Annotated in this window: 16 protein-coding genes; 13 read left to right on the forward strand and 3 right to left on the reverse strand. The window is 37.7% G+C overall.

Annotated features, from left to right (window positions below; genetic code table 11):
• Window positions 1-220: 220 nt before the first annotated feature.
• Window positions 221-2,215, reverse strand: a complete 1,995-nt coding sequence (locus G7050_RS12200) for a TonB-dependent receptor (protein ID WP_255499130.1) — start codon at window positions 2,213-2,215, stop codon at window positions 221-223.
• Between the two features lie 348 nt (window positions 2,216-2,563).
• Here G7050_RS12200 and G7050_RS12205 point away from each other — a divergent pair, with 348 nt between their 5' ends.
• The gene (locus G7050_RS12205) at window positions 2,564-2,986 is read left to right on the forward strand and encodes a BACON domain-containing protein (RefSeq protein ID WP_166115750.1); all 423 of its coding nucleotides are present in this window, start codon (window positions 2,564-2,566) and stop codon (window positions 2,984-2,986) included.
• On the opposite strand, the gene G7050_RS12210 is transcribed toward G7050_RS12205, so the two are convergent.
• Complete coding sequence (locus G7050_RS12210; RefSeq protein ID WP_166115752.1) at window positions 2,983-4,260, reverse strand: hemolysin family protein; 1,278 nt, start codon at window positions 4,258-4,260, stop codon at window positions 2,983-2,985. The two genes, G7050_RS12205 and G7050_RS12210, sit on opposite strands and share 4 nt — an antisense overlap.
• A 783-nt stretch (window positions 4,261-5,043) precedes the next feature.
• Between G7050_RS12210 and G7050_RS12215 the strand changes: the two genes are divergently transcribed.
• The 6 genes from G7050_RS12215 to G7050_RS12240 all read left to right on the forward strand — a co-directional run bounded on the left by G7050_RS12215 (window position 5,044) and on the right by G7050_RS12240 (window position 11,378).
• The gene (locus tag G7050_RS12215; protein ID WP_166115754.1) at window positions 5,044-5,625 is read left to right on the forward strand and encodes a hypothetical protein; all 582 of its coding nucleotides are present in this window, start codon (window positions 5,044-5,046) and stop codon (window positions 5,623-5,625) included.
• A gap of 18 nt (window positions 5,626-5,643) precedes the next feature.
• A complete protein-coding gene (locus tag G7050_RS12220) occupies window positions 5,644-7,113 on the forward strand; it encodes a PKD domain-containing protein (protein ID WP_166115756.1) in 1,470 nt (489 codons plus the stop codon).
• 50 nt (window positions 7,114-7,163) lie between these two features.
• On the forward strand, window positions 7,164-7,769 hold the full coding sequence (locus G7050_RS12225) for a hypothetical protein (protein ID WP_166115758.1): 606 nt from the start codon (window positions 7,164-7,166) through the stop codon (window positions 7,767-7,769).
• Window positions 7,770-8,321: 552 nt separating this feature from the next.
• Window positions 8,322-9,455, forward strand: a complete 1,134-nt coding sequence (locus tag G7050_RS12230; RefSeq protein ID WP_166115760.1) for a hypothetical protein — start codon at window positions 8,322-8,324, stop codon at window positions 9,453-9,455.
• Between the two features lie 249 nt (window positions 9,456-9,704).
• Window positions 9,705-10,850 (forward strand): hypothetical protein, encoded by a 1,146-nt coding sequence (locus tag G7050_RS12235; protein ID WP_166115761.1) that lies wholly within the window; start codon window positions 9,705-9,707, stop codon window positions 10,848-10,850.
• A 189-nt stretch (window positions 10,851-11,039) separates the two neighbouring features.
• The gene (locus G7050_RS12240; protein ID WP_166115762.1) at window positions 11,040-11,378 is read left to right on the forward strand and encodes a hypothetical protein; all 339 of its coding nucleotides are present in this window, start codon (window positions 11,040-11,042) and stop codon (window positions 11,376-11,378) included.
• A 60-nt stretch (window positions 11,379-11,438) separates the two neighbouring features.
• Here the strand turns inward: G7050_RS12240 and G7050_RS12245 are convergent, their stop codons facing one another.
• A complete protein-coding gene (locus tag G7050_RS12245; protein WP_166115764.1) occupies window positions 11,439-11,996 on the reverse strand; it encodes an AraC family transcriptional regulator in 558 nt (185 codons plus the stop codon).
• Between the two features lie 263 nt (window positions 11,997-12,259).
• Between G7050_RS12245 and G7050_RS12250 the strand changes: the two genes are divergently transcribed.
• The 6 genes from G7050_RS12250 (at window position 12,260) to G7050_RS12275 (ending at window position 21,309) form a co-directional block, all read left to right on the forward strand.
• Window positions 12,260-13,591 carry a PhoH family protein gene (locus tag G7050_RS12250; RefSeq protein ID WP_166115766.1) on the forward strand — a complete coding sequence of 444 codons (1,332 nt, stop codon included), beginning with the start codon at window positions 12,260-12,262 and terminating at the stop codon, window positions 13,589-13,591.
• A gap of 349 nt (window positions 13,592-13,940) precedes the next feature.
• A complete protein-coding gene (locus tag G7050_RS12255; RefSeq protein ID WP_166115768.1) occupies window positions 13,941-14,645 on the forward strand; it encodes a tetratricopeptide repeat protein in 705 nt (234 codons plus the stop codon).
• Window positions 14,646-14,808: 163 nt separating this feature from the next.
• Window positions 14,809-15,300: a 6,7-dimethyl-8-ribityllumazine synthase gene (gene ribH / locus G7050_RS12260; protein ID WP_166115770.1), complete on the forward strand. Its 492-nt coding sequence runs from the start codon at window positions 14,809-14,811 to the stop codon at window positions 15,298-15,300.
• 702 nt (window positions 15,301-16,002) lie between these two features.
• Window positions 16,003-16,869 (forward strand): hypothetical protein, encoded by an 867-nt coding sequence (locus G7050_RS12265; protein ID WP_166115772.1) that lies wholly within the window; start codon window positions 16,003-16,005, stop codon window positions 16,867-16,869.
• Window positions 16,870-17,009: 140 nt separating this feature from the next.
• Window positions 17,010-17,705 carry a hypothetical protein gene (locus tag G7050_RS12270; RefSeq protein WP_166115774.1) on the forward strand — a complete coding sequence of 232 codons (696 nt, stop codon included), beginning with the start codon at window positions 17,010-17,012 and terminating at the stop codon, window positions 17,703-17,705.
• 598 nt (window positions 17,706-18,303) lie between these two features.
• On the forward strand, window positions 18,304-21,309 hold the full coding sequence (locus tag G7050_RS12275) for a TonB-dependent receptor (protein ID WP_166115776.1): 3,006 nt from the start codon (window positions 18,304-18,306) through the stop codon (window positions 21,307-21,309).

Genomic DNA, 21,309 nt, shown 5'->3' on the forward strand with positions numbered 1-21,309 from the left:
TTTTAGCTTTCGAGTCCGTAGCGGGTCGGGTAAAAGGCACAGTCTTGATCTTTTGTTTCGTTTTGCATCAAGGCAAAATGAAAAACAAACCCAAAGGGTGCGTTAGGAAAATAGTACTTTAAAACTATATTTGGAATGGACAATAAAGAGGTCTGAGATCTAAAAAAGGAAAGCAATAACGTTTCCATTATTGCTTTCTTATAAAATAGTTGTGTAACTTTTAAAATTTCAATCGTAAATCTACACCGAAGGTAAACGGTTTACCTGCCTGAGCAAATGTACTGCCCATCGATGTGAAATAATACGATACATAGTCTTTACCTCCGATATTTTTAGCCCAAAGGTCTAATGAAACCTTATTCATCAGGAATGATGTTCGGGCATTCACTATACCGTAAAATGGCTGAGAGGCAGTATTGGTATCATTCCAGTAGATTGTACCCAAACCTGTATACTGAGTGTTGAGTATTATCTTTTGTAGAAAATCGGTTTTTACATTGATACTGTAATTGGCTGCCACCGAAAAAGTATTACGGGGAACCATCGGCAAGAAATTGCCCGAATAATCTATTTTGTCTTTGACGTTATATATGTATTCCTTAAAAGTAGCATGTGTATATCCGTAAGTCAATTGAAAGTTCAGATTGTCGAGGGCATTAATTTGAGCTGTTGCTTCAAACCCTTTGCTGACCGATTTTCCTGCATTACGTATATAATAACCTTGAGTTTGTAGTTGCGACAGTTGCTGATCTTTCCAATTGATGTAAAATAAGCTGACTTCCGTTTGAAGAAACTTATCGAAGAAGTTGGCTTTCGATCCCAATTCGTAGCTCCAGCTGCTTTCCGATTTAAAAGGTCGGTCAGCCTCATTCACTGCAGTGGTATTAAATCCACCTGATTTGAAACCTTTGGTTGCCGAAAAATATACTATATTATCATTCTCGAAAGAGTATTGAAGCGCAGCCTTAGGAGTCCATTGCGAATAACTATCTTTCTCTCTAGCATCCAATGTTTGTTTAACTGTATTATCCGGCATGTGATTATTGATAATGGTATGCATGCGTGCCTCTTCCCAATCGTAACGTAAACCTAATGTAAGAGAAAGTCCTTTGGTCAACAGATTATTGAATATAGACTGATGGTAAAATGCAGCACCTTTGGTTGGTGTATTTGCATTTTGTAGGGTTTGCATACCTGTAGTACGGTAGTCTATATTGTAATTAGTGCTGTAATCCTGATAAAAACCAAATGCACCGAACTGCCATTGATAATTGCTTTTTGTTATTGATTTGATGTTAATTTCCTCAGAATACATCCGTTGAAGCTGATAAAATTTCACGAAATATAAATCTTCAGCAGTAAAGTCTTGATCGATAAGTTGTTTTCCGTCATAAAATTGAAACGAAGTCATTGAACCTAGTTTAAACTTATCGGTCGTATATTCAACATTCAAACCATTGGTCGACATATTACGGCGAAACGACGATGGCTCGTTATAATTTACATCTTTTACTGTATTATTATCCGGATTGTAGATTCCGTATGGATATCCTCCCTGATCCGAATATTCGTAAGCCGAAGTTAAATGCATATATAATTGCGGCATAATTTTCCAACTCAATCGCATACGGCCGGTGGCAGCATCCATCGGATCTGCTTTTTTGCCTGTATATTGGTTGGTAAAATAACCACCTGTGTGTAATACGCTTCCTACAAGAGAATATCCCAAGGTGTTGTTTATATTGCCATAGTGCGATGCAGCTAATTCGTATCTGTCGTAGTTACCTGTACCCAGATGCAGGTTGGTTTCTTTGTATTTGTATGGCGATTTGGTATATACATTGATAATACCTCCCATTGTATTTCTACCATATATAGTTCCCTGAGGACCTCTAAGTATTTCAACACGCTCGATATCATTCATATCGATATCGAATGTCGATCGGTCAAAATAAGGCACGCCGTCCACATACAAACCCACCGAAGGTGCGTTGATACGAGAGCCAATACCTCTTATGTATGCGGGTGAAGTCATTTTCGATCCGTAATCGGGGATAAAAAGGTTGGGGACAAAAGCATTAATCTCTTTAATATTGGTAATATTTCGTTCTCTGAGATCTTGTTCCGAAACCAAGGTTGCTGATATGGGTAGCTGAGACAGGTTCTTGTTGCTTTTGAATGCTTCAATAACCACCTCATCTCCTATGTACGACATTCGGATCGAATCTTTGGGTATTAATGTGTCCTCTGATCTTAGATTACTGATATAACAAAGGTTGACCAGCAGCAATATTAGAATGCTGTATTTTTTCATTAATTTATATATTTTGAATTAAAAAGACTATTTTTTAGTTGTATGCAAAAATATTAAAGTCTTTTACGGTAACCAATCACTATATGTAGTGAAAATGTATGCAAAACTAGTTTAAATAGTCGAGTTGTGAAAAAAACGAAAAAAAAGTTATCGGTTTATGCAACATCTACTGTTTTTTACATCTAGTACATAGTAAAGAATGTGATTCACCTTTTTTCTTGCATGTAATATCAGATTATATAAAAACGTATGAAAACACGATGCTTTTTGGGGTTGCTTTTGATAGCTTTTATTTCAACTATTTCTTCCTGTATCGAAAAAGTGCAAACGGTAGGACAATGGAATGATTCGATTAAGTTATCGACCCGTCGAGCTGACCTTTCGGCATTAAACGATTCTATCATCATTACCACAAAAGGTACGTGGTGGTGGGTAAATGATATTTCGGTCAATGGAAATTATCTCGTTTTTAATCCGATTGAAACCGAAAGAGAAAATTTTGCAATCAATGGCGATTGGTTCTCTATTGAGAGATGCGACAACCAAAAACTGATAGTAAGAGTCGATGAAAATAAATCGGCAAAAGAACGCAATATCAAAATCACATTAGAAGCAGGCGACTACTTTGACTATATCGATGTAAACCAACCCGGACAAAACGACGAGGATTAGAATTCTTCTGCCGAGCTGTGTGTAACCAATACCTTATCTATACGGGCACCATCCATATCTACGATTTCGAAAGTAAAGTCTTTCCATTCTATTTTTTCACCCGTTTTTGGAATATGCTGTAATAAATCGAGTATAAGTCCACTTATCGTATTATAATCGTTCTGAGTATATAGAAATTCTTTATCAAAAAAAGTCAGGAAATTATAAAACGGACATTGTCCATCTATAAGCCAGCCGCCATCGGTCCGTTCCACAATATCGGGTTCTTCATGTATGTCGGGAATATTGCCCACAAGAGCTTCTAGTATATCGGTTAGAGTCACAATGCCTTGTATGCTGCCAAATTCGTCACAAACCAAAGCATACTGTGCATGGTTGGTTTTCATCTGCTCCAAAGCATTATATACTCCCATGTTCTGAGGGAAGTAGTTGCATGGTCTGAGCATATTTTCCATTCTGAAATCATCTTTTTCCATTTTCCCGAACAAGTCTTTCATGTATACAATTCCCAAGATATTATCCAGGTCTTTATGAGCTACAGGATAAACATCGAATGGATTTTCTTGTAAAAAAGTATATATCTGTTCGGTAGACATTCTGGTATCTATCCATACAATGTCGCTGTGATGAGTCATAATAGATTCGAGGTCGCGATCTCCCAGCGAAAAAACACGATCTACAATATCTTGTTCCACTTTATCAACAACGCCATCGCGCATACCCTCCTGTATAATGGCTTTGATCTCCTCTTCGGTGACCTTGCTTTCTCTAATATTCAGACGCATGGCTTTCACTACTATCGAAGTACTTTTAGATAATGCCCATACAAACGGTGTTGCTACAAGTGACAACAAGTACATCGGGCGGGCTACGAGTTGGGCAATTCTTTCGGATATACTCAATCCGATTCTTTTGGGAACCAATTCGCCGAAAATAAGAGTGAGATAGGTAACAAACAGTACAATAAATATTTTAGAGAAAGACAGTACATAAGGACCTGCAATACCCCATTTGTTAAGTATCATAGCCAAATCTTTGGCTAGTACATCTCCCGAATAGATACCTGTAACTATGCCTACAAGCGTTATTCCTATTTGTATCGTCGATAAAAATTTGTCGGGTTCATTTGCCAGCTTTAAAGCTGCCGCAGCTTTAGCATTACCCAGTTTAGCATCGCTGCTTAATCTTGATTTCCGGGCTGAAATAATAGCTATTTCCGACATCGAAAACAATCCGTTTATAAGTATTAGAATAACAATAATCGCGATATCCATTTTTTTATTTTAAAGTTATTGAAATTAAATTTGCAGAGCTATTGGTTGCTTTGACAAACAAATAACGAGAGATAATCATGCTCTTTAAATATTTCATTTTTTTTACTCCTAAATGTATTCCTTTTTTTAAACATCTCACAAGTAACAATGTTTTAAAGTTAATCTTTTATATTTATTTCCGTGATACTAACTTATAACAAACCAATAGCGATGCAATGGTAATCTGTAAAATTCATTTGCAGATAATATCCCACTTATTCTGAGAAAAAAGTGTTCTGGTTTATTATAATCAAAATAAATATCTATATTTGCTCATCTTAAATAACTCTTTACGAGAATAATGAACGAAAAATTAACAAACATATCTGTTGGTAATAATCTAAAATTTAACTATTTAGGTTTGGTTATGTGCGTTGAAATATTAGAGAGAGAGAGAGAGAGAGAGAGAGAGAGAGAGAGAGAGAGAGAGAGAGAGAGCTAACTAGCAATCGTGCTGGTAATAAAAATATTTTAGGCGGATTATTCCGTCTTTTTTTATTTTGTGTTTCATTGACACAGTGCATTTTTATTTTCATATATTTCCCCAATAAATATATTGATAGTTGTTTCGGTAAACGATTTCGTGTTGCCGGTTTGTTTTTTTGTTGTCGTTCACAATCGGCACGATTCAAGCGTTTACCTATGTCACAACTATGTCCGGCAGCAGCGTGTAGCGATTACATGCTGCTGTCTTTTATTTTAAAACTAACTAACCGAAATATAAATTTAAATGATGATAAAAATATGAAAAAGTATTTTTTATTGGCAGCCCTCATTCTTACAGGGTTTTGCCGTATGGAAGCACAAGTGGGCATCAATACAACCAGTCCGCATCAATCAGCAGCTCTGGATATCGAGAGTACAAATAAAGGAATGTTGATTCCCCGGATGACTACCGCCCAAAAAGTAGCTGTAATTAATCCCGCTCCCGGATTACTGATTTATGACACTACGCTTCGCTGTATTTCCCAGAATGCAGGTACAGCAGTTTCTCCAGCTTGGGTTTGTCTTTCCCAAAAAGATGCACAGAACGGTTTCTTTTACATGCCCACTATCGCAGTAGATGCTTCGACTGTATCTACAGGCAAGACCCTCGATTTGTATGATGAATATAAAAAACAGTTTACAGCCCCCACTAAAAATCCATCAGCACCTGTCAATATACCTTATTTTAGCAATCGAACCGATTTGTATTACTACATCACAAGCTATGATACCAATGTTCTCGCAAATATATCGATCAATAACAATGGGGTCATGACTTATGATATTAAAGCAGAGTCGGATTACGATTCGTTTATGACTGTGGTATTTGTGGTTAAGTAAATTTTACTCTGATTAGAAATGAAAAAAATAACTTATATATTTTTGATTGTATTTTTGGGGCACCTAAGTGTTTACGGACAAAAGGAAACGAGTTGGTGGCACTTTGGCTTTAAAAGTGGTCTCAATTTCAATTCGCTAAGCAACGCTACGGCGAGCGATGCTACGGTTGTACCTAATATGCCTCAGCCGATAGTAGGAGCGTTATCGACCTACGAAGGTTGTTTTACGGTATCTACGTATGATGGGAATTTTTTATTTTCGTCAGATGGAATTACAGTATATGATAAAAACTACAATGTGATGCCCAATGGTACGGCACTTTTGGGCGATCCATCTGCAACCCAGTCGGGTATTGTGATACCACGACCGGGAAGCTCGACTCAATATTATGTTGTAACAGTTCCGGCACAAGGAGCTCCTAATGGATTGCGGTATAGTGTTGTAGATATGTTGCTGAATGGGGGGCTGGGAGATGTTGTTGCAGCATCTAAAAACACGATTATTAAATCGGGTGCGGTATTTGAAAATATTGCAGCCGTACCCAATGCAAATGGAGAAGATTATTGGTTGTTACATCGTTTAGGGCAAACATTTTATGTGTTTGCTGTTACTGCAACGGGAATATCATCTACCCCAAATCAAACGATTTCCAGTGCAAGTATAACAGCCGTTCCTGCTAGTGCTGGTCTTGGAGAGTTAATAGTATCTTCCGATTATACAAAGATCTTATCGTGCAGTTGGACTGCAAATCAAATTATTTCGGCTCAGTTTAATAACGCTACGGGAATGGTAAGCGGGATACAGGCTCAAACAATACCTGTTATTACTTATGCTGCCTGCTTTTCGCCCGATAATAACCATATTTATGTAACCTCAGGGTACACTAGCCCGCAAATATACCATAATACATGGAGCGGTCTTAGAGCCGGTACTGCCTCTACCTTTCTGGCCTATGGCCCAAGTAACCTCAAACCGGGTATCGATGGCAGGTTGTATGGTATACAATCGCCGGGTCCGGGTCTTCGATCCAAGAACTTGTATGTGATAATGAATCCCAACGCGGGCGGAACTGTTCTGAAATATTTTCCTAATTACCTGATAAATGACGCCTATTTGGGATTGCCGAGTTTTCCGGCGGGTTTTATTCGAATAATTCCTAAATCCAAGCCTTTTGCCTGCGTAGCCCATTCGCGAACCTATGGCGTGGAGATAGACTTATCAGGAGGGAATACTCCTGTAAAATTGGAGTGGAATTTTGGAGATGGCACATCTGTTGTAAGTCAGACAGTGACTTTGCCGCAAACTGAATATGTAATGAAGCATACTTATTCTAGCTCAGGCTTATATACAATTGTAGTAACCCCCTATAAGGCAGATGGTACTAAAGCCAAGATAATTACCATGCAAGCAAATATAGTGAATTGTACGCTAAGGTCGAATCGTATGACCCGATCTGATTTACTCAATTCTAAGCAAATTATGGAGTAAAATTCCTTTCAAAGAATTATATTGGTTTGAGACCTAAAACTATAAAACAGATGAATAAGATTTTAGTACTGATAGCTATCTGTCTGATGCTCTCTATGGAGAATGCCTCGGCTCAGATAGCGGTAAATAGCGATAGCCCCGATGCATCGGCAGCATTAGATATACAGGCCGTTAATAATAATCGGGGTCTTTTGATACCACAAATGACTACAGCTCAGAAACTAGCAATAGCTAATCCCGCACCGGGGTTGTTAGTTTATGATACTGATTATAACTGTATCTCTCAATACAAAGATACCCCCTCTAATCCCGGAGTATTCGGTTGGACTTGTCAGACACTTTTCAACAGACACTTTTTGTATATGCCCACTATTAATATACCCACATCCGATGGTACAGGTAGTCTTCTTACGGGCACCCGGTCTATCGACTTGTATAACGTATACAAAACAGGTTTCGAGAACCCTTCTGTTAAAAGTGCAGGAGCGCCGGCCTCAATTCCTTATTTTAATAGAGATCAGCTATATTATTATGTAACCTATTGCGATCCATGTATCACAGTTACAGGTATTAGTGATAGCGGAAATTTAAGTTATACGGTAAATGCTCTGCCCAATTACGATGCTTTTGTCAATATTGTATTTTTAGTGCGATAAATCATCTAAGTCCGTATCTATATAGATACGGGCTTTTTTTTATATATATTGTTTTATCTGGAAATAGTTTTATCTTTGCTCTTGTAAAATAACTCTTTACATCTATTTATGACTACAGAATTAACAAACATATCTGTCGATAATGATCTAAAATTTAACTATTTAGGTTTGGCTATGTGCGTTGAAATATTAGAGAGAGAGAGAGAGAGAGAGAGAGAGAGAGAGAGAGAGACTAGATAATACCACCTCGTATTTAAAAAAATATTTTTTCATCAAATTTTCAGGCAGATTTATCTGTCGCTTCCCATTGCTGTGTTTTTCCGATGCAGTTCTTTTTGTTTTAGAATATTTCCCGAATAAATATATTGATAGTTGTTTCGGTAAACGATTCCGTGCAATTGGTTTGTTTTTTTGTTGTCGTTTAAAATCAGCACGAATCAATCGTTTATCTATGCCTCAACTATGTCCGGCAGTAGCGTGTAGTGATTACATGCTGCTGCTTTTTTGCATATTCGATACACATAAACTAATTAACATAATTATAAATTAAAAATGAACTTAATAAAAATAAACTTAGCACTGATACTATTGTGGCTATCTACTATTTCGACTTTTGGGCAAATAGGTATCAATACAGAGAATCCTCAAAGTACCCTCGATATATCAGCCGATAATTCGAATGTGGCGGCAGGATTAATTGCTCCACGTCAGACTCGTGAGCAATTGATAGCCAAAGCAACTTCATATTCAATTAATCAACGGGGAGCTATTGTTTATGTAACAGATGTAAGTGGTGCGACAAGCTCTGCAACTGCCAATATTACGCGAATAGGTTACTATTATTACGATGGAAGCTTGTGGCGGCCTTTTGGGAGTGGATCGGGTGGTAGTGGAGATAATTGGTCGATAAACGGAAGCGGTAACCTTTCCACAACCCACGGTGTCGATTATCTGGGTACAACCGATGGCGTGGACCTGGTATTGAAAACAAATGGAACAGAGCGTATGACTGTTACTTCGACCGGAAATGTGGGAATCGGAGCAGAAGCTCCAAGCAATAAGTTGCATTTGAAAGATACATCCGACCCGATGAAGGTGGAAGGGCTTGCAATAAGTAGTTCAAGCAACGATCTTCCTTTAGTTATAGGTTCTGACGGAACGGTGAGGACAGGTGTATTTCCTTCTATAAATATTGTGCCCGATGATGTGGGAACGGTCATTGCAATTGATGGAAAGCTTATAATTGCGCAGGAAATGGCAGTTCTTATGGCGGCCGATTTTGCTTTTCCGGTTTCTACGACCACTCCTGTTGCAATAGGTAATCTGACTACTATTATTGTTGATAATGAAAATTCGTTCAATGCCACCGCTTCCACTAATTCTTTTAGTGTTAAGACTGATGGAGTATATTTAATAACAATGAATGCCCAGTTAATAACCGGAGTTGGAACAAAGCCGTTTGTCGGTATATGGTGCGATACCGATAAAGCATGGGTCGTAGGAGTAAATGATGTGGTTAGCACGGCTCGTCAAACATATACGCTGTCTACAGCTATTAATTTGTATGCCTCTAAGACTTATTCGCTGAGGGTGGGAAATACAGCTTCGGGCACTATTCCTTGGAAAAGTTCCGGATATACCGGTGAGGGACCTATATCTTTTTATTCGTTGAAGAGATTAAAGTGAACTAATGAACAGGTCTGATATATTATATTTCCTTAAATAAATATTAATCATTATGGTTGTGTCGGTAATACCTGTTGCGTGGAGCAAATCTTTGTTTAGTGTTATTTTTTGCTTTCCGCAACCAGTCACGGTATTTTATCTATGGCACAACTGTGTCCGGCAGTAGTATGTAGTGATTATATGCTACTGCTTTTACATATCACTAACATACACTAATAAGCATATTAATAAATGAAAATGATGAAAAAAATGAGAACAATTAAACTAAGTCTGGCATGGATGTTTATATGGTTATTCACATCTACTATCTCAGGGCAAGTGGGTATAAATACACAAAACCCTCAAAGTACTCTGGATGTATCAGCCGACAATTCAACTGTTGCACCGGGAGTTATAGCGCCGCGTCAGACCCGCCAGCAATTGATAGCGAAAGCAGCCGGTTATACCATGAATCAGAAAGGAGCCATAGTTTACGTAACCGACATAAGTGGAGGGGGAAGTGCTGCAACTTCTAATATTACACAAGTTGGTTATTATTATTACGATGGCAGTCTGTGGCAACCTTTTACCGGTTCGTCGGGTGCCAGTGTCGATAGTTGGTCAACTACCGGAAATAGTGGTCTTTCGGCAACGCATGGTAGTAATTATCTGGGTACAACGGATGCTGTAGACTTGGTATTGAAAACAAATGGAATAGAGCGTATGACTGTTACTTCGACCGGAAATGTGGGAGTCGGAACAGCAACTCCAAGCAATAAATTACATATAAAAGATACTACTAATCCGATGAAGATAGAGGGACTTGTTGCCAGCGGATCTACCGATGACCGCCCGATGGTTGTCGGACCTGATGGGACAGTAAGAACCGGTATATTTCCGGTTGTAAATCTTGTGCCTGACGATGTGGGTACAGTTATTGCCATCGACGGGAAGTTGTTGGTTGCCCAAGAGATTACGGTGCTTATGACTGCTGATTTTTCATTCTCGGTTTCACCTACAGTTCCTCCGGCAATCGGGAATTTAACTAACGTTATTATTGACAATAAAAACAGTTTTACTTCCAATAGTACTACCAATTCATTTAGAGTTGAAGCAGATGGGGTCTATTTAGTAACCATGAATGTTCAGATGGCAACAAGTGGTCAACCCGTAATAGGTATATGGTGCAATACTGCCGAAGTGGGCTATCCTGATGGTAAGTGGGTCGCACGGGTAAATGATGTGGCAGCCTCAGTCCTTCAGACCTATACTTTGATTACGGCTATTAATATGTATGCTTCTAAAACCTATTCGTTTAGGGTTGCAGGAGCAGCTGCAGGTACTATTCCTTGGAAAAGTTCAGGCTATACGGGTGAGGGACCGATATCCTTCTATTCTCTGAAGAGATTGAGATAAAAGCAGTCGTATTTATACATATTGTGTTTACGATGCTGTAGAAGCTTGTACGGTCATGAGTGTAGACTTAGTTTTGAAAAGATATGAGTGAAAAAAAGATCAAGTGATTAAAAAAGATGAATTTTACAGGCACTTTTGTTTATAATTTACGTATCTTGTTAGAATCTTAATACCTAAATTTATACAAATATGAAAAAGTTCATTTTATTTTTTTGCTCCATGTTGGCTTTCTTTACATTTTCGAGTGAATTAAAGGCTGCACAGCCTGAACGAATTATCGATTTGGGAGAAATTACGGCTACCCAACCTTTTCAGATAAGTTTAAATTGCTCTACGGAGCGAGTGGTCGGATGGGCAGCAGCTCTCAATAAAATCAGCGCCAATGTTTGCGGAAGCGTTTCTTTTAAGTTAGGGAATATCGAAGACTTTGGGTATCCCGGATCGTCTTTTTATTTCGAAATCTACCTATACAATACTTATACCTCAAAAGGGGATGCAATTGGTATTAAAGGAACATATAAAAAGTAATAAACATTTTTTCGATATTTAATTCAAGGCTCTTCATCGAAGAGCCTTGAATCGTTATTGTTATATCTCTTCCAATCCCCGTCTTAAATCAATTCCCTGCTGTTTGAATTGAGTGGGGGTTAACCCGGTGACCTTTTTGAACTGTGCCGACAAATGAGCCACACTGCTGTATGAAAGTTCGTCAGCTATTTCACTTAAAGTCTGCTGATCGTAGGTTAGAAGCTCTTTTACCCGTTCTATTTTCTGAAGGATAACAAAATGCTCTATTGTAATACCTTCGGTGGTCGAAAATAACTTACTGAGGTACGAATAATCACGGTGAAGCTCCGAAACAAGTATGTTTGAAATATTTAAGTTTTGCTCATCAGTGTAATGAACCTGTTTGATAACAATAGCTTTGATTTTCTCAATTAATTGTTGCTGATTATTATCTAATAATTCGAAACCTAGCCTGTCTAATTCTTTTCGAAGAACGCTTGTTTGCTCTTTGTTAATATCCTCTTTAAGCACAACTTCTCCCAGTCTTATGTCTAGAGGCGAAATATTCAAATGGTTGAGAATATTTTCTACTGCCATAATACAGCGCGGGCAAACCATGTTTTTTATATATAATTTCATACCATATACTATTTGGTGGATATATTATCGAAACAAATTTATGAAAATATTAATAATTAAATCCCGAATCGTTAAACAGTTTTGCCTGATTTCCGTTTATAAAATAGATACAACGAATTTAAGATTTACCACAAGCGGATTGTTGTAGATTTAGAAAAAGTTTGTACCTTGAAAACAAAGGTTCTTTGAAAATTTTTATGTGATACAAAGGTCTTAGACCTTAATCTCTAGGAATATAAATATTTACCAAAACACATCTTATTATGGCAAAGAGTAAAAAGAAAAATTTCGTGTTAGATACAAACGTTATATTGCACGATTTCAGATGTTTGGATAATTTTGAGGAAAATGATATTTACATTCCTATCGTAGTGTTGGAAGAATTGGATAAATTTAAAAAGGGTAACGATCAGATAAATTACAATGCCCGTGAATTTCTCCGTCAACTGGATAGTATAACCGATGACGATCTCTTTAGCAAAGGAGCCAAGTTGGGAGCAGGAATGGGTAAACTTTACATCGAAACAAGCATCAAATCACAAGATCGTATTCATGAAGTATTTCCCGAAAAAATACCCGATCACCGAATCCTTTCGGTAGTATTGGATATTACGGAGAGAGACCCCAAAACCAAAACGATACTTGTAACCAAGGATATAAACCTGAGGATGAAAGCTCGTTCGATAGGTTTGTTTGCCGAAGATTATATAAACGATAAAGTTGCAGATGCCTTTCTGTTCGAAGAAGAAGCCAAAACCTTTTCGGGTCTCAGTGCTTCGATGATCGATCGTTTGTATGAGGAAGCAGACGGAGTTAATCTGGATGAATTTGATCTCGAATTGCCGGTCAATCCGAATGAATGTTTTGTGATGAAAAATGGCAAAAAGAGTGCTTTGGCCCGTTACAATCCATTTACTAAAAAAATAAAGAAAGTAGAGAAACAAACCTGTTTTGGGATTCAACCGCGTAATGCGGAGCAGGCTTTTGCATTTGAGGTATTGAATGATCCCGATATAAAGCTGGTTGCCTTAACCGGAAAAGCCGGTACAGGGAAAACTCTTCTGGCATTGGCTTCGGCTCTGAAACAAAACGAAAATTACAATCAGATATTACTTGCACGCCCTATTGTAGCATTGAGTAATAAAGATTTAGGTTTTTTACCCGGAGACGAAAAACAAAAGATTGCACCCTATATGCAACCCTTGTTTGATAACTTGACGGTGATAAAAAGTAATCTGTCTTTTAATGGTGCCGAAACACGAAAGATTGAAGAATTGCAAACCAGTAAAAAACTCGAGGTAGAAGCATTGGCATACATCAGAGGTAGAAGTCTATCTGAAACATATTGTATTGTGGATGAGGCTCAGAACCTTACTCCTCATGAAATTAAAACAATAATAACCCGTGCAGGTGAAGGTACTAAAATGGTATTTACAGGCGATTTGCAGCAAATCGACTCACCTTATCTCGATAGTCAGTCTAACGGATTAGCATATATGATCGATAAAATGAAGTCTCAGGACTTATTTGCACACGTCAATCTGCTAAAAGGTGAGAGGAGTCGTTTGTCTGAGCTGGCAAGTCAATTATTGTAAAAAACAAAGTAAGAGCCTGTAAATAAATATAGGTTCACTTAAAATACTTAAACACGAGGTAGAATCAGTATATCTGCAAAGAATTGATTCTACCTCGTGTTTACTTGTCTATACTAGCATTTAATTCGCTTTTTGTGTCGAAATATTCCTCCTTAATTAGACAATCTGAAAAAAGAAACCTATTTTTATATATTATATCAAGGAAAAGGTTTATTTTTGCGACTGCAATTTTTGAGTAAGGTCTCAGACCTTTTATAACTTTGGTAAGTAGAACAACTGTAGAAAGTTATAATCAGATAATGCGATATTGAATATTTACTGTTACCAAATTAAAAAACATACAATAAAAATGGCAAGTAGAAAGGAAAGAGAACTTCAAGAAGAAAGAGACTGGAACAAGATTGATGAGGCTGTAATTGCATCGGAGAGTTTCGTAATGAGATATCGTAATCAGTTGATGATAGGAATCGGAGCTGTTTTGGTACTTGTTGGAGTCTATTTTGCTTACCAAAGCTTTTATTTAGAGCCTAAAAATAATGAGGCACAAACAGCAATGTTTCGTGGCGAACAGTATTTTCAGGCAGGAATGGATTCTCTGGCTTTGTTTGGAGATGGCAATGCTTATATTGGTTTTGAGCAAATTATCAACGAATACGGCTCAACAAAAAGCGGCGATTTAGCTAAAGCATATGCCGGACTTTCTTATGCTCGTATGGGCAAATACGAACAAGCTCTTAATTACCTGAAAGATTTTAAAGGTGGAGATAAAATGATTACTCCTGCAGTTCACGGAGCAATCGGCGATTGTCTTGTTAATACAGGAAAACCCGAAGAAGCTGTTTCTCATTTCGAAAAAGCAGCAAAATCGGCTGATGATGTATTATTAAGCCCTATCTTTTATAAAAAAGCAGCAATTGTGTATCGTGAGTTGAAAAACTACGATAAGGTAATCTCTTTGTTTACTACAATTAAAAATAACTATCTGTCTTCACCCGAAGCTTCGGAAGCTGATAAATATATCTTGGAAGCGACCTTGTTGAAAGGTTCGAACTGATCAACGAATATTATATAATTTTATTGATAAAGTTTCGCCATATGTGCGAAACTTTATTTTTTTGAATAATCTGCTTATCTTTGTCAAGCAAAAGAGTAGGGGATTATCCTCTAATTAAATAACAAATAGGTCTTAGGCCTGAAACAAAACAAATAAACGAATTATGGCAACAGCTTATCATAATTTATCATCGTACGATGCAACCAAAGTTCCAAACGGAGAAGATATGAAAATAGGTATAATCGTTTCGGAATGGAATGAGGATATAACTTATGCCCTTCGTGACGGAGCTTGCCAAACTTTAGTAAAGCATGGTGTAAAGCCCGAAAATATTTTGGTAGATTATGTTCCCGGTAGTTTTGAGCTTATTTATGGAGCTCAGATATTTGCCGATGTGCACGAGGTCGATGCAGTTATAGTATTGGGCTGTGTGGTACGTGGCGATACTCCTCATTTCGATTATGTTTGCAGTGGAGTGACACAAGAAATTGCTCGCCTGAATGTAATGCATTCTATCCCATTTATATTTGGATTGTTGACTACTGATGATATGCAACAGGCAATTGACAGAGCCGGTGGAAGACATGGTAATAAAGGTGATGAATGTGCCGTGACAGCCATTAAAATGATCGATTTTTCGAGAAGAAATCAATAATATACTATTTAGGTAGTTTGTGAAAAGAGAAGAACTCAAAGTTCTTCTCTTTTTTTTGTTCGTGTTAATCTACACATTATAACTAAGTACTGATAAAGTTCAGATTTTTATATTTACCATTCTTTTTTATAAGAAGTTAATCGGAATTATCCATTGTGTTTAATCCAATTTTGGTTCTGATGCTCGTCTTATCCCATATGTTATTTATTGTTCAAAAAAATGAATTGAGTTCTGTGATACTAAAAAATATTATACTCTAAATTTTATTGAGTATAATATTTTTTATTTGTAGCATTATTGTAGTTGAGATAAATTTATATATGTATATTTGTACCTGCTAAACAGGTGTTTATGCGTCATAGGACAACAACAAGAACAACGGAGTTACTTATTTTTCTGGACGGAATTTTACAATTTGGGCATCGTTAGACGAGCCGGCATGTGATAAAAAGAAAGAGGAATCTATTTTCATTAAGAAATTTTTTAATAAATGAATTTTTTGATGTAGAAAGAACTGCCTTTTATTTTCAATGTGTCATTTTGAACCTTTAGGTTTGAGTATGTATTTATTCCTAAGTATAACAATAGTTACTTGAAAAAGTTTTACTGCATGATCTCTTTGTTTTGCTATTATATGTAGTAGTTATTGCTACTGCCTGTTAATTATTTCATAATTTATAAACAAGTCAAAGAAACACAGTAATGGTAAAGAAAGGTTTTCTATTAATTATTAGTTTATTATTCGCTGAGCTATGCATTTCTCAGGTAGGGATAAATACGGAAAACCCGTCAGGGGTATTTCATATTGATCCAAAGAGTAATACGACGTCTATAGGTGCTAATTCTGAGGACGATATGCTTGTTGACTCAGATGGAAATGTTGCGATTGGTGCTAATTCGGCTCAGGCTAAGTTAGATATAAATGGTAATCTTCGGATAGGGGATGCCCCTGTAATCGCTAATTCTTCGGTTTTAGTGCGCGATAATACTACGGGGCTTGTAGGCACGGCGGTAGCTATTCCGACCAAACTTGCATTCATCCAATCTATTGAACCGCAACTATTGACAACCGTGCCCGAAAAAACATTGTTTAATACCGGTGCACCTGTTCAGGTAACATGGAGTTCGGCAGACATTGTATCTAATAATCTGGTTGATTTTGATGATGCGGGGGATTTATTTGTTATTAATGAGACCGGTTTGTATGAATTGTCGGGGTTTATTAATTATGCAGCATATGCTAACATTCCGGCAACCTATCCTACCACGGTAGATGCAGGGCGGGCGGGAGTCAATGCTTCTATACAAGTAGACCGAAACGATGGAAACGGATGGACTGACTTTACAGCAGCACGTGTTGTTTTTACAGGTACAGCAGTATCTAATACGTCAATAAGTATAATAATACCGCCGGCAGTTTTGGTCTTTAATGCAGGAACAAAAGTGCGTATGGTTTTTCTGCGTCCTGCTGCAAATTTCGGTTTGCCTCACGGTGATTCGGGTAACAATGGTATTGCTTTACCTGCAGGTATTAAGTTTTCGAAAGGGATGAAGATTCTTTCGATGTAAAAAGAATGCGATTTGTGGGGGAATCATTTGTTTTTATTTGCAGATTAGCAAATAGAATAAATAAGCCCGGTACAACAAAAGATATATCTCTGAATTTTATCTATACACTATAAACCAGTATTGATAAAATTCAGAGATTTATGATTACACTATCTTTCGATGACAAACAAATCAACGTACCTCAATCGTGGAAGGACATCCGTTTAGGAAAATATGAGCGATGGTTTCGCCTCGAGCCTAAAACACGGATGGAACAGATTCAATTAGTAGCTAATGTCTGTGATATAGATGCCGATTTGCTGTTGAACAATCCGACTCAGGTATTCGATACCATATTCGATATAGTGAGGTTTGTATTTGATGAATATAAAGGAGATGCACTTAATCGAATTGAAATAGAAGGCAAAATATATTCGATTGCATTTACCGAAGAGTTGACTCTTGCCGAGTGGGTGGATATCGAATCGGTGTTCGCTTCCGAGTCCGAATCGCGCTTGTCGGATATTCTGTCGATACTTTGCCGTCCCATTGGCGAGCATTATGACAGTAAGAAATCGGAAAGCCGTAAAGAACTGTTTTGCAATTTGACAATGGATAAGGCATTACCGTTGCTCGCTTTTTTTTTGCAACAAAGAGAGAGATTTCAGAACGTTTCCAACCTTTATTCAGAGGTAAAACAACAGGTCGACCAATATCTCCTTCTTACACGCAGTTTTGTAGAAAATGGGGATGGTATAAAATTGTTGCCGATCTGGCAGAGGATAAAATTCAGATTTTTGATGAGATCCTTAAAAAAACAGTTGTCGAAGTGTTCGGATTTCTCCTCTATCGTATAGACAAAGGTCAGGCGGAAGAAGATCAAGAAAAGTTTCAGTCGCAAATAAGAAGATCGTAAATTATCATTGTTTAATATATCATAATGCAGAGGATACTAAAATCTTCTGCATTTCCTTTAAGTTATGTGAAAAGAATAACGTCTAGCTTCTCTGTAATAAAAGGACTGAGGCTTTATTGTGGCTAATCGGACAAAACAAAAGGCAAAAAGAGCAAAACCAAAACATTCATTCGCTGTTATGTTTGTATTTAATTAAGTTAATCTTTATTAAGTATAACAGTTATGGGCAAAGCTAAACATATTGCTTTTATAATGTATCAAATTTGTCTTTTTAGATTTGGTAGTTATACTTATTTTGCTAACACACACACACACACACACACACACACACTTCGCGCGTGTCAAGGTACTGAAAATAGATCGATTAACCAAATATTTGCATGGGAAAGTAACAGCTTCTTTGTGGCTGAAGAATGTCTGTTTTATACTGTTTTTTTCCTTCTTCCACCGGAGGGAACGTAGCCTGTTTTGTCTCTCCCGGAATATGAAAAAACCGATCTGAATATTCAATAAAACAACACTTTAAATCTATATGTAAAATGAAACATTCCTCACAAAAAAAGTATTTAAGAAAAGTATTTTCGCAAAGGATACTCTTCTTGTTATTATTAGGGTTTGTATCAATAGCCTCAGTTCACGCTCAGATAACAATCAGCGGAACGGTTACCGATACCAAGAACGAACCGATGATAGGTATCAGTGTCATCGTGAAAAACTCAACCAAAGGTACTGTCACCGATCTGGATGGTAAGTATACAATATCCGTTCCCGACAGTAAATCGGTATTGGTATTCTCATTTATCAGTTATAAAACACAGGAAATAACTGTCGGCTCTCAAAAAGTAATCAATGTACGTCTCGAAGATGCCTCTGCTGCACTCGACGAAGTAGTTGTAGTAGGTTATGGTACTCAAAAGAAAAGCGATTTAACGGGAGGTATAAGTACAATATCGTCTGATAAAATTGCAAAAATACCGGCGGTAAGTTTGGGACAGCGTTTGCAAGGGCAAATAGCGGGATTAAACGTTACCAGTTCTAATAATAAACCGGGCGAAGATGCAACCTTCAGGGTGAGAGGCGAGAAATCTCTCTCGGGAGGAAACAATCCTTTGATTATTTTAGACGGTATACCCTTTAATGGTAATATTACCGAAATAGATCAAAACAGTGTCGACAATATATCGGTATTGAGAGATGCATCTTCTGCAGCTATTTACGGATCTCGAGCAGCTAATGGAGTAATACTGATTACCACTAAAAAAGGAAAAGTAGGTAAACCCGTTGTTCGCTACAATGGATATGTAGGTTTTCAACAGGCAGAGTGGTTACCCGACTTGAGAAACGGTGACGAATATATTCAGCTCTTGAAAGATTTTCGGAAAGATATGGGCGATAAGCAATGGGATAATCCTAAGGCTTGGCTGCAACTTTCGTTGGTTGATAATTTCCAAAACGGAAGAGAAACTGACTGGAATAAAGAACTATTCAGAACAGCTCTTCAACAAGAACATCAGGTGAGCTTATCGGGTGCAACCGACGCTACTAATTATTTTGTATCGCTATCCTATTCCGATCAGGATGGAATTGTAAAATATACAGGCTATAAAAAATATGCCGTAACCTCTAATATCAATCAGAAAATAGGAAGTTGGCTTAATGTAGGAGCAAATATCCAATTGTTGGAAAGAAACAGGGGAGGAAAATCTCCCAACTTTGCCTATGGTTTCAGAATGTCGCCTTACGGAGATGTAAGAGACGAAAATGGCAGGTATGTACGTTATCCGATGAGTCCCGAAACAATGTATTACAGTCCCTTTGCCGATCAGGATGCAATTCTGGATGATGTTTCGAGAGCAGCATATACCAATGCGTATGCTGATATTAAACTGCCTGTAAAAGGATTATCGTACCGTGCCAATTTTGGCTACTCGTATCGTCATAGAGAAGAAGGCAGTTACTACGGTTCTACAACTATGACGGGTGAGCCTGTAGGCGGATCGGCTTCTATAACCAATACCAGCTATGGTGACTGGACTTGGGAAAATATTGTTCGCTATGATAACAATTGGGGGAAACATCATCTTGACTTGACGGGATTATACAGTGCCCAAAAAACATACACAAATAATCAAAAATCGGCTGGAGAAGGATTTCTTTCGGATGCTAACGGCTATCATAATATAGGAATGGCACAAGGAAAGAAAACTATCTCTTCGGGTAGGGAAGAAACAGCCCTTTTATCGTGGATGGGACGTGCAAACTATTCCTATGATCGTCGTTATTTATTGACATTAACTGCTCGTCGCGATGGATATTCTGCGTTTGGAGATAATAATAAATGGGCTTTGTTTCCATCCGTAGCAGGAGCTTGGGTGATAAGCGAAGAATCATTCTTTCAGAACTGGAACTGGAAGCAACTGGAATTTCTTAAATTGAGAATGTCATACGGATCGAATGGTAATCAGGCAGTAAGTGCCTATCAAACCAAAACAAAGTTGGCTCAACGCGATTATATATATGGTAATGATGCCGAATTTGCAGGAGGATTAGTTGCAAACTTCACTAAAGGAAACCCGAACTTGAAATGGGAAACTTCTTACTCGTTCAACGTAGGGGTCGATTTTAATTTGTTTGATAATCGTTTGAACGGATCGTTCGACTATTATGATACACGCACCAAGGACTTGTTGATGAATCGCTCGGTTCCTGTTATGAACGGTTACACGACCATGATGGATAATGTGGGTAAAACTAAAAATACAGGTTTCGATTTGACTCTTAATTCTGTAAATGTAAAAAGCGAAGGTTTTCAATGGAGCTCAACCTTTGTACTTTCGGGTAACTGGAGTAAAATTGTAGCCTTGAAAGAGGACGGAAAAGATGATATTAGCAATAGATGGTTTATAGGGCAGCCCATCCGTGTGTATTACGATTATAAGGTAGTAGGTATATGGCAGGAAAGTGAGCGCGAAGCAGCAGCTAAATACAAAGCTGTACCCGGAGATGCCAAGCTATTGGATAAGGATGATAGCGGTACGATTACTGCCGATGACCGTGTAATAATAGGGTCAAAACTTCCGGTCTGGACAGCAGGGCTTACCAATACATTTATGTATAAAAACTGGTCGTTGTCGGTATTCCTGAACGGAGTATTTGACGTAACTAAAGAAAATGAAACTGTAAAATTTGAACGCCAGTTATTCAATAAGAATGTAAATTATATAAATAATATAAATTACTGGACACCCGAAAACGGCTCTAACGAATATACCCGCTTGGGGTACAACGAAACCAAACATACATTTTATACGAAGGCTTCTTTTGTTAGGATTCAGGATGTAAATCTAGCCTATCAGTTTCCACAGCAAATGATCAGGAAGATAGGTCTCGAAGCCTTAACCACTTACGTAAACGGTCGTAATTTGTATACTTTCTCGGGAGCAAAGAAGTTTACCACCAATATCGAACAAGATAAATATAGTCTCGATGCTTCGGGGTATCCTACTCAGCGAGTATTTATTATAGGAGTCAATGTAACTTTCTAA

It is taken from the genome of Dysgonomonas sp. HDW5A (genome assembly GCF_011299555.1).
Lineage (GTDB): Bacteria > Bacteroidota > Bacteroidia > Bacteroidales > Dysgonomonadaceae > Dysgonomonas_A.

Bases quoted from the DNA above. Each gene is read 5' to 3' on its own strand.
- G7050_RS12200 (WP_255499130.1), bottom strand. From the start codon at position 2,215: ATGTCGTACATAGGAGATGAGGTGGTTATTGAAGCATTCAAAAGCAAC.
- G7050_RS12205 (WP_166115750.1), top strand. From the start codon at position 2,564: ATGAAAACACGATGCTTTTTGGGGTTGCTTTTGATAGCTTTTATTTCA.
- G7050_RS12210 (WP_166115752.1), bottom strand. From the start codon at position 4,260: ATGGATATCGCGATTATTGTTATTCTAATACTTATAAACGGATTGTTT.
- G7050_RS12215 (WP_166115754.1), top strand. From the start codon at position 5,044: ATGAAAAAGTATTTTTTATTGGCAGCCCTCATTCTTACAGGGTTTTGC.
- G7050_RS12220 (WP_166115756.1), top strand. From the start codon at position 5,644: ATGAAAAAAATAACTTATATATTTTTGATTGTATTTTTGGGGCACCTA.
- G7050_RS12225 (WP_166115758.1), top strand. From the start codon at position 7,164: ATGAATAAGATTTTAGTACTGATAGCTATCTGTCTGATGCTCTCTATG.
- G7050_RS12230 (WP_166115760.1), top strand. From the start codon at position 8,322: ATGAACTTAATAAAAATAAACTTAGCACTGATACTATTGTGGCTATCT.
- G7050_RS12235 (WP_166115761.1), top strand. From the start codon at position 9,705: ATGAGAACAATTAAACTAAGTCTGGCATGGATGTTTATATGGTTATTC.
- G7050_RS12240 (WP_166115762.1), top strand. From the start codon at position 11,040: ATGAAAAAGTTCATTTTATTTTTTTGCTCCATGTTGGCTTTCTTTACA.
- G7050_RS12245 (WP_166115764.1), bottom strand. From the start codon at position 11,996: ATGAAATTATATATAAAAAACATGGTTTGCCCGCGCTGTATTATGGCA.
- G7050_RS12250 (WP_166115766.1), top strand. From the start codon at position 12,260: ATGGCAAAGAGTAAAAAGAAAAATTTCGTGTTAGATACAAACGTTATA.
- G7050_RS12255 (WP_166115768.1), top strand. From the start codon at position 13,941: ATGGCAAGTAGAAAGGAAAGAGAACTTCAAGAAGAAAGAGACTGGAAC.
- ribH (WP_166115770.1), top strand. From the start codon at position 14,809: ATGGCAACAGCTTATCATAATTTATCATCGTACGATGCAACCAAAGTT.
- G7050_RS12265 (WP_166115772.1), top strand. From the start codon at position 16,003: ATGGTAAAGAAAGGTTTTCTATTAATTATTAGTTTATTATTCGCTGAG.
- G7050_RS12270 (WP_166115774.1), top strand. From the start codon at position 17,010: ATGATTACACTATCTTTCGATGACAAACAAATCAACGTACCTCAATCG.
- G7050_RS12275 (WP_166115776.1), top strand. From the start codon at position 18,304: ATGAAACATTCCTCACAAAAAAAGTATTTAAGAAAAGTATTTTCGCAA.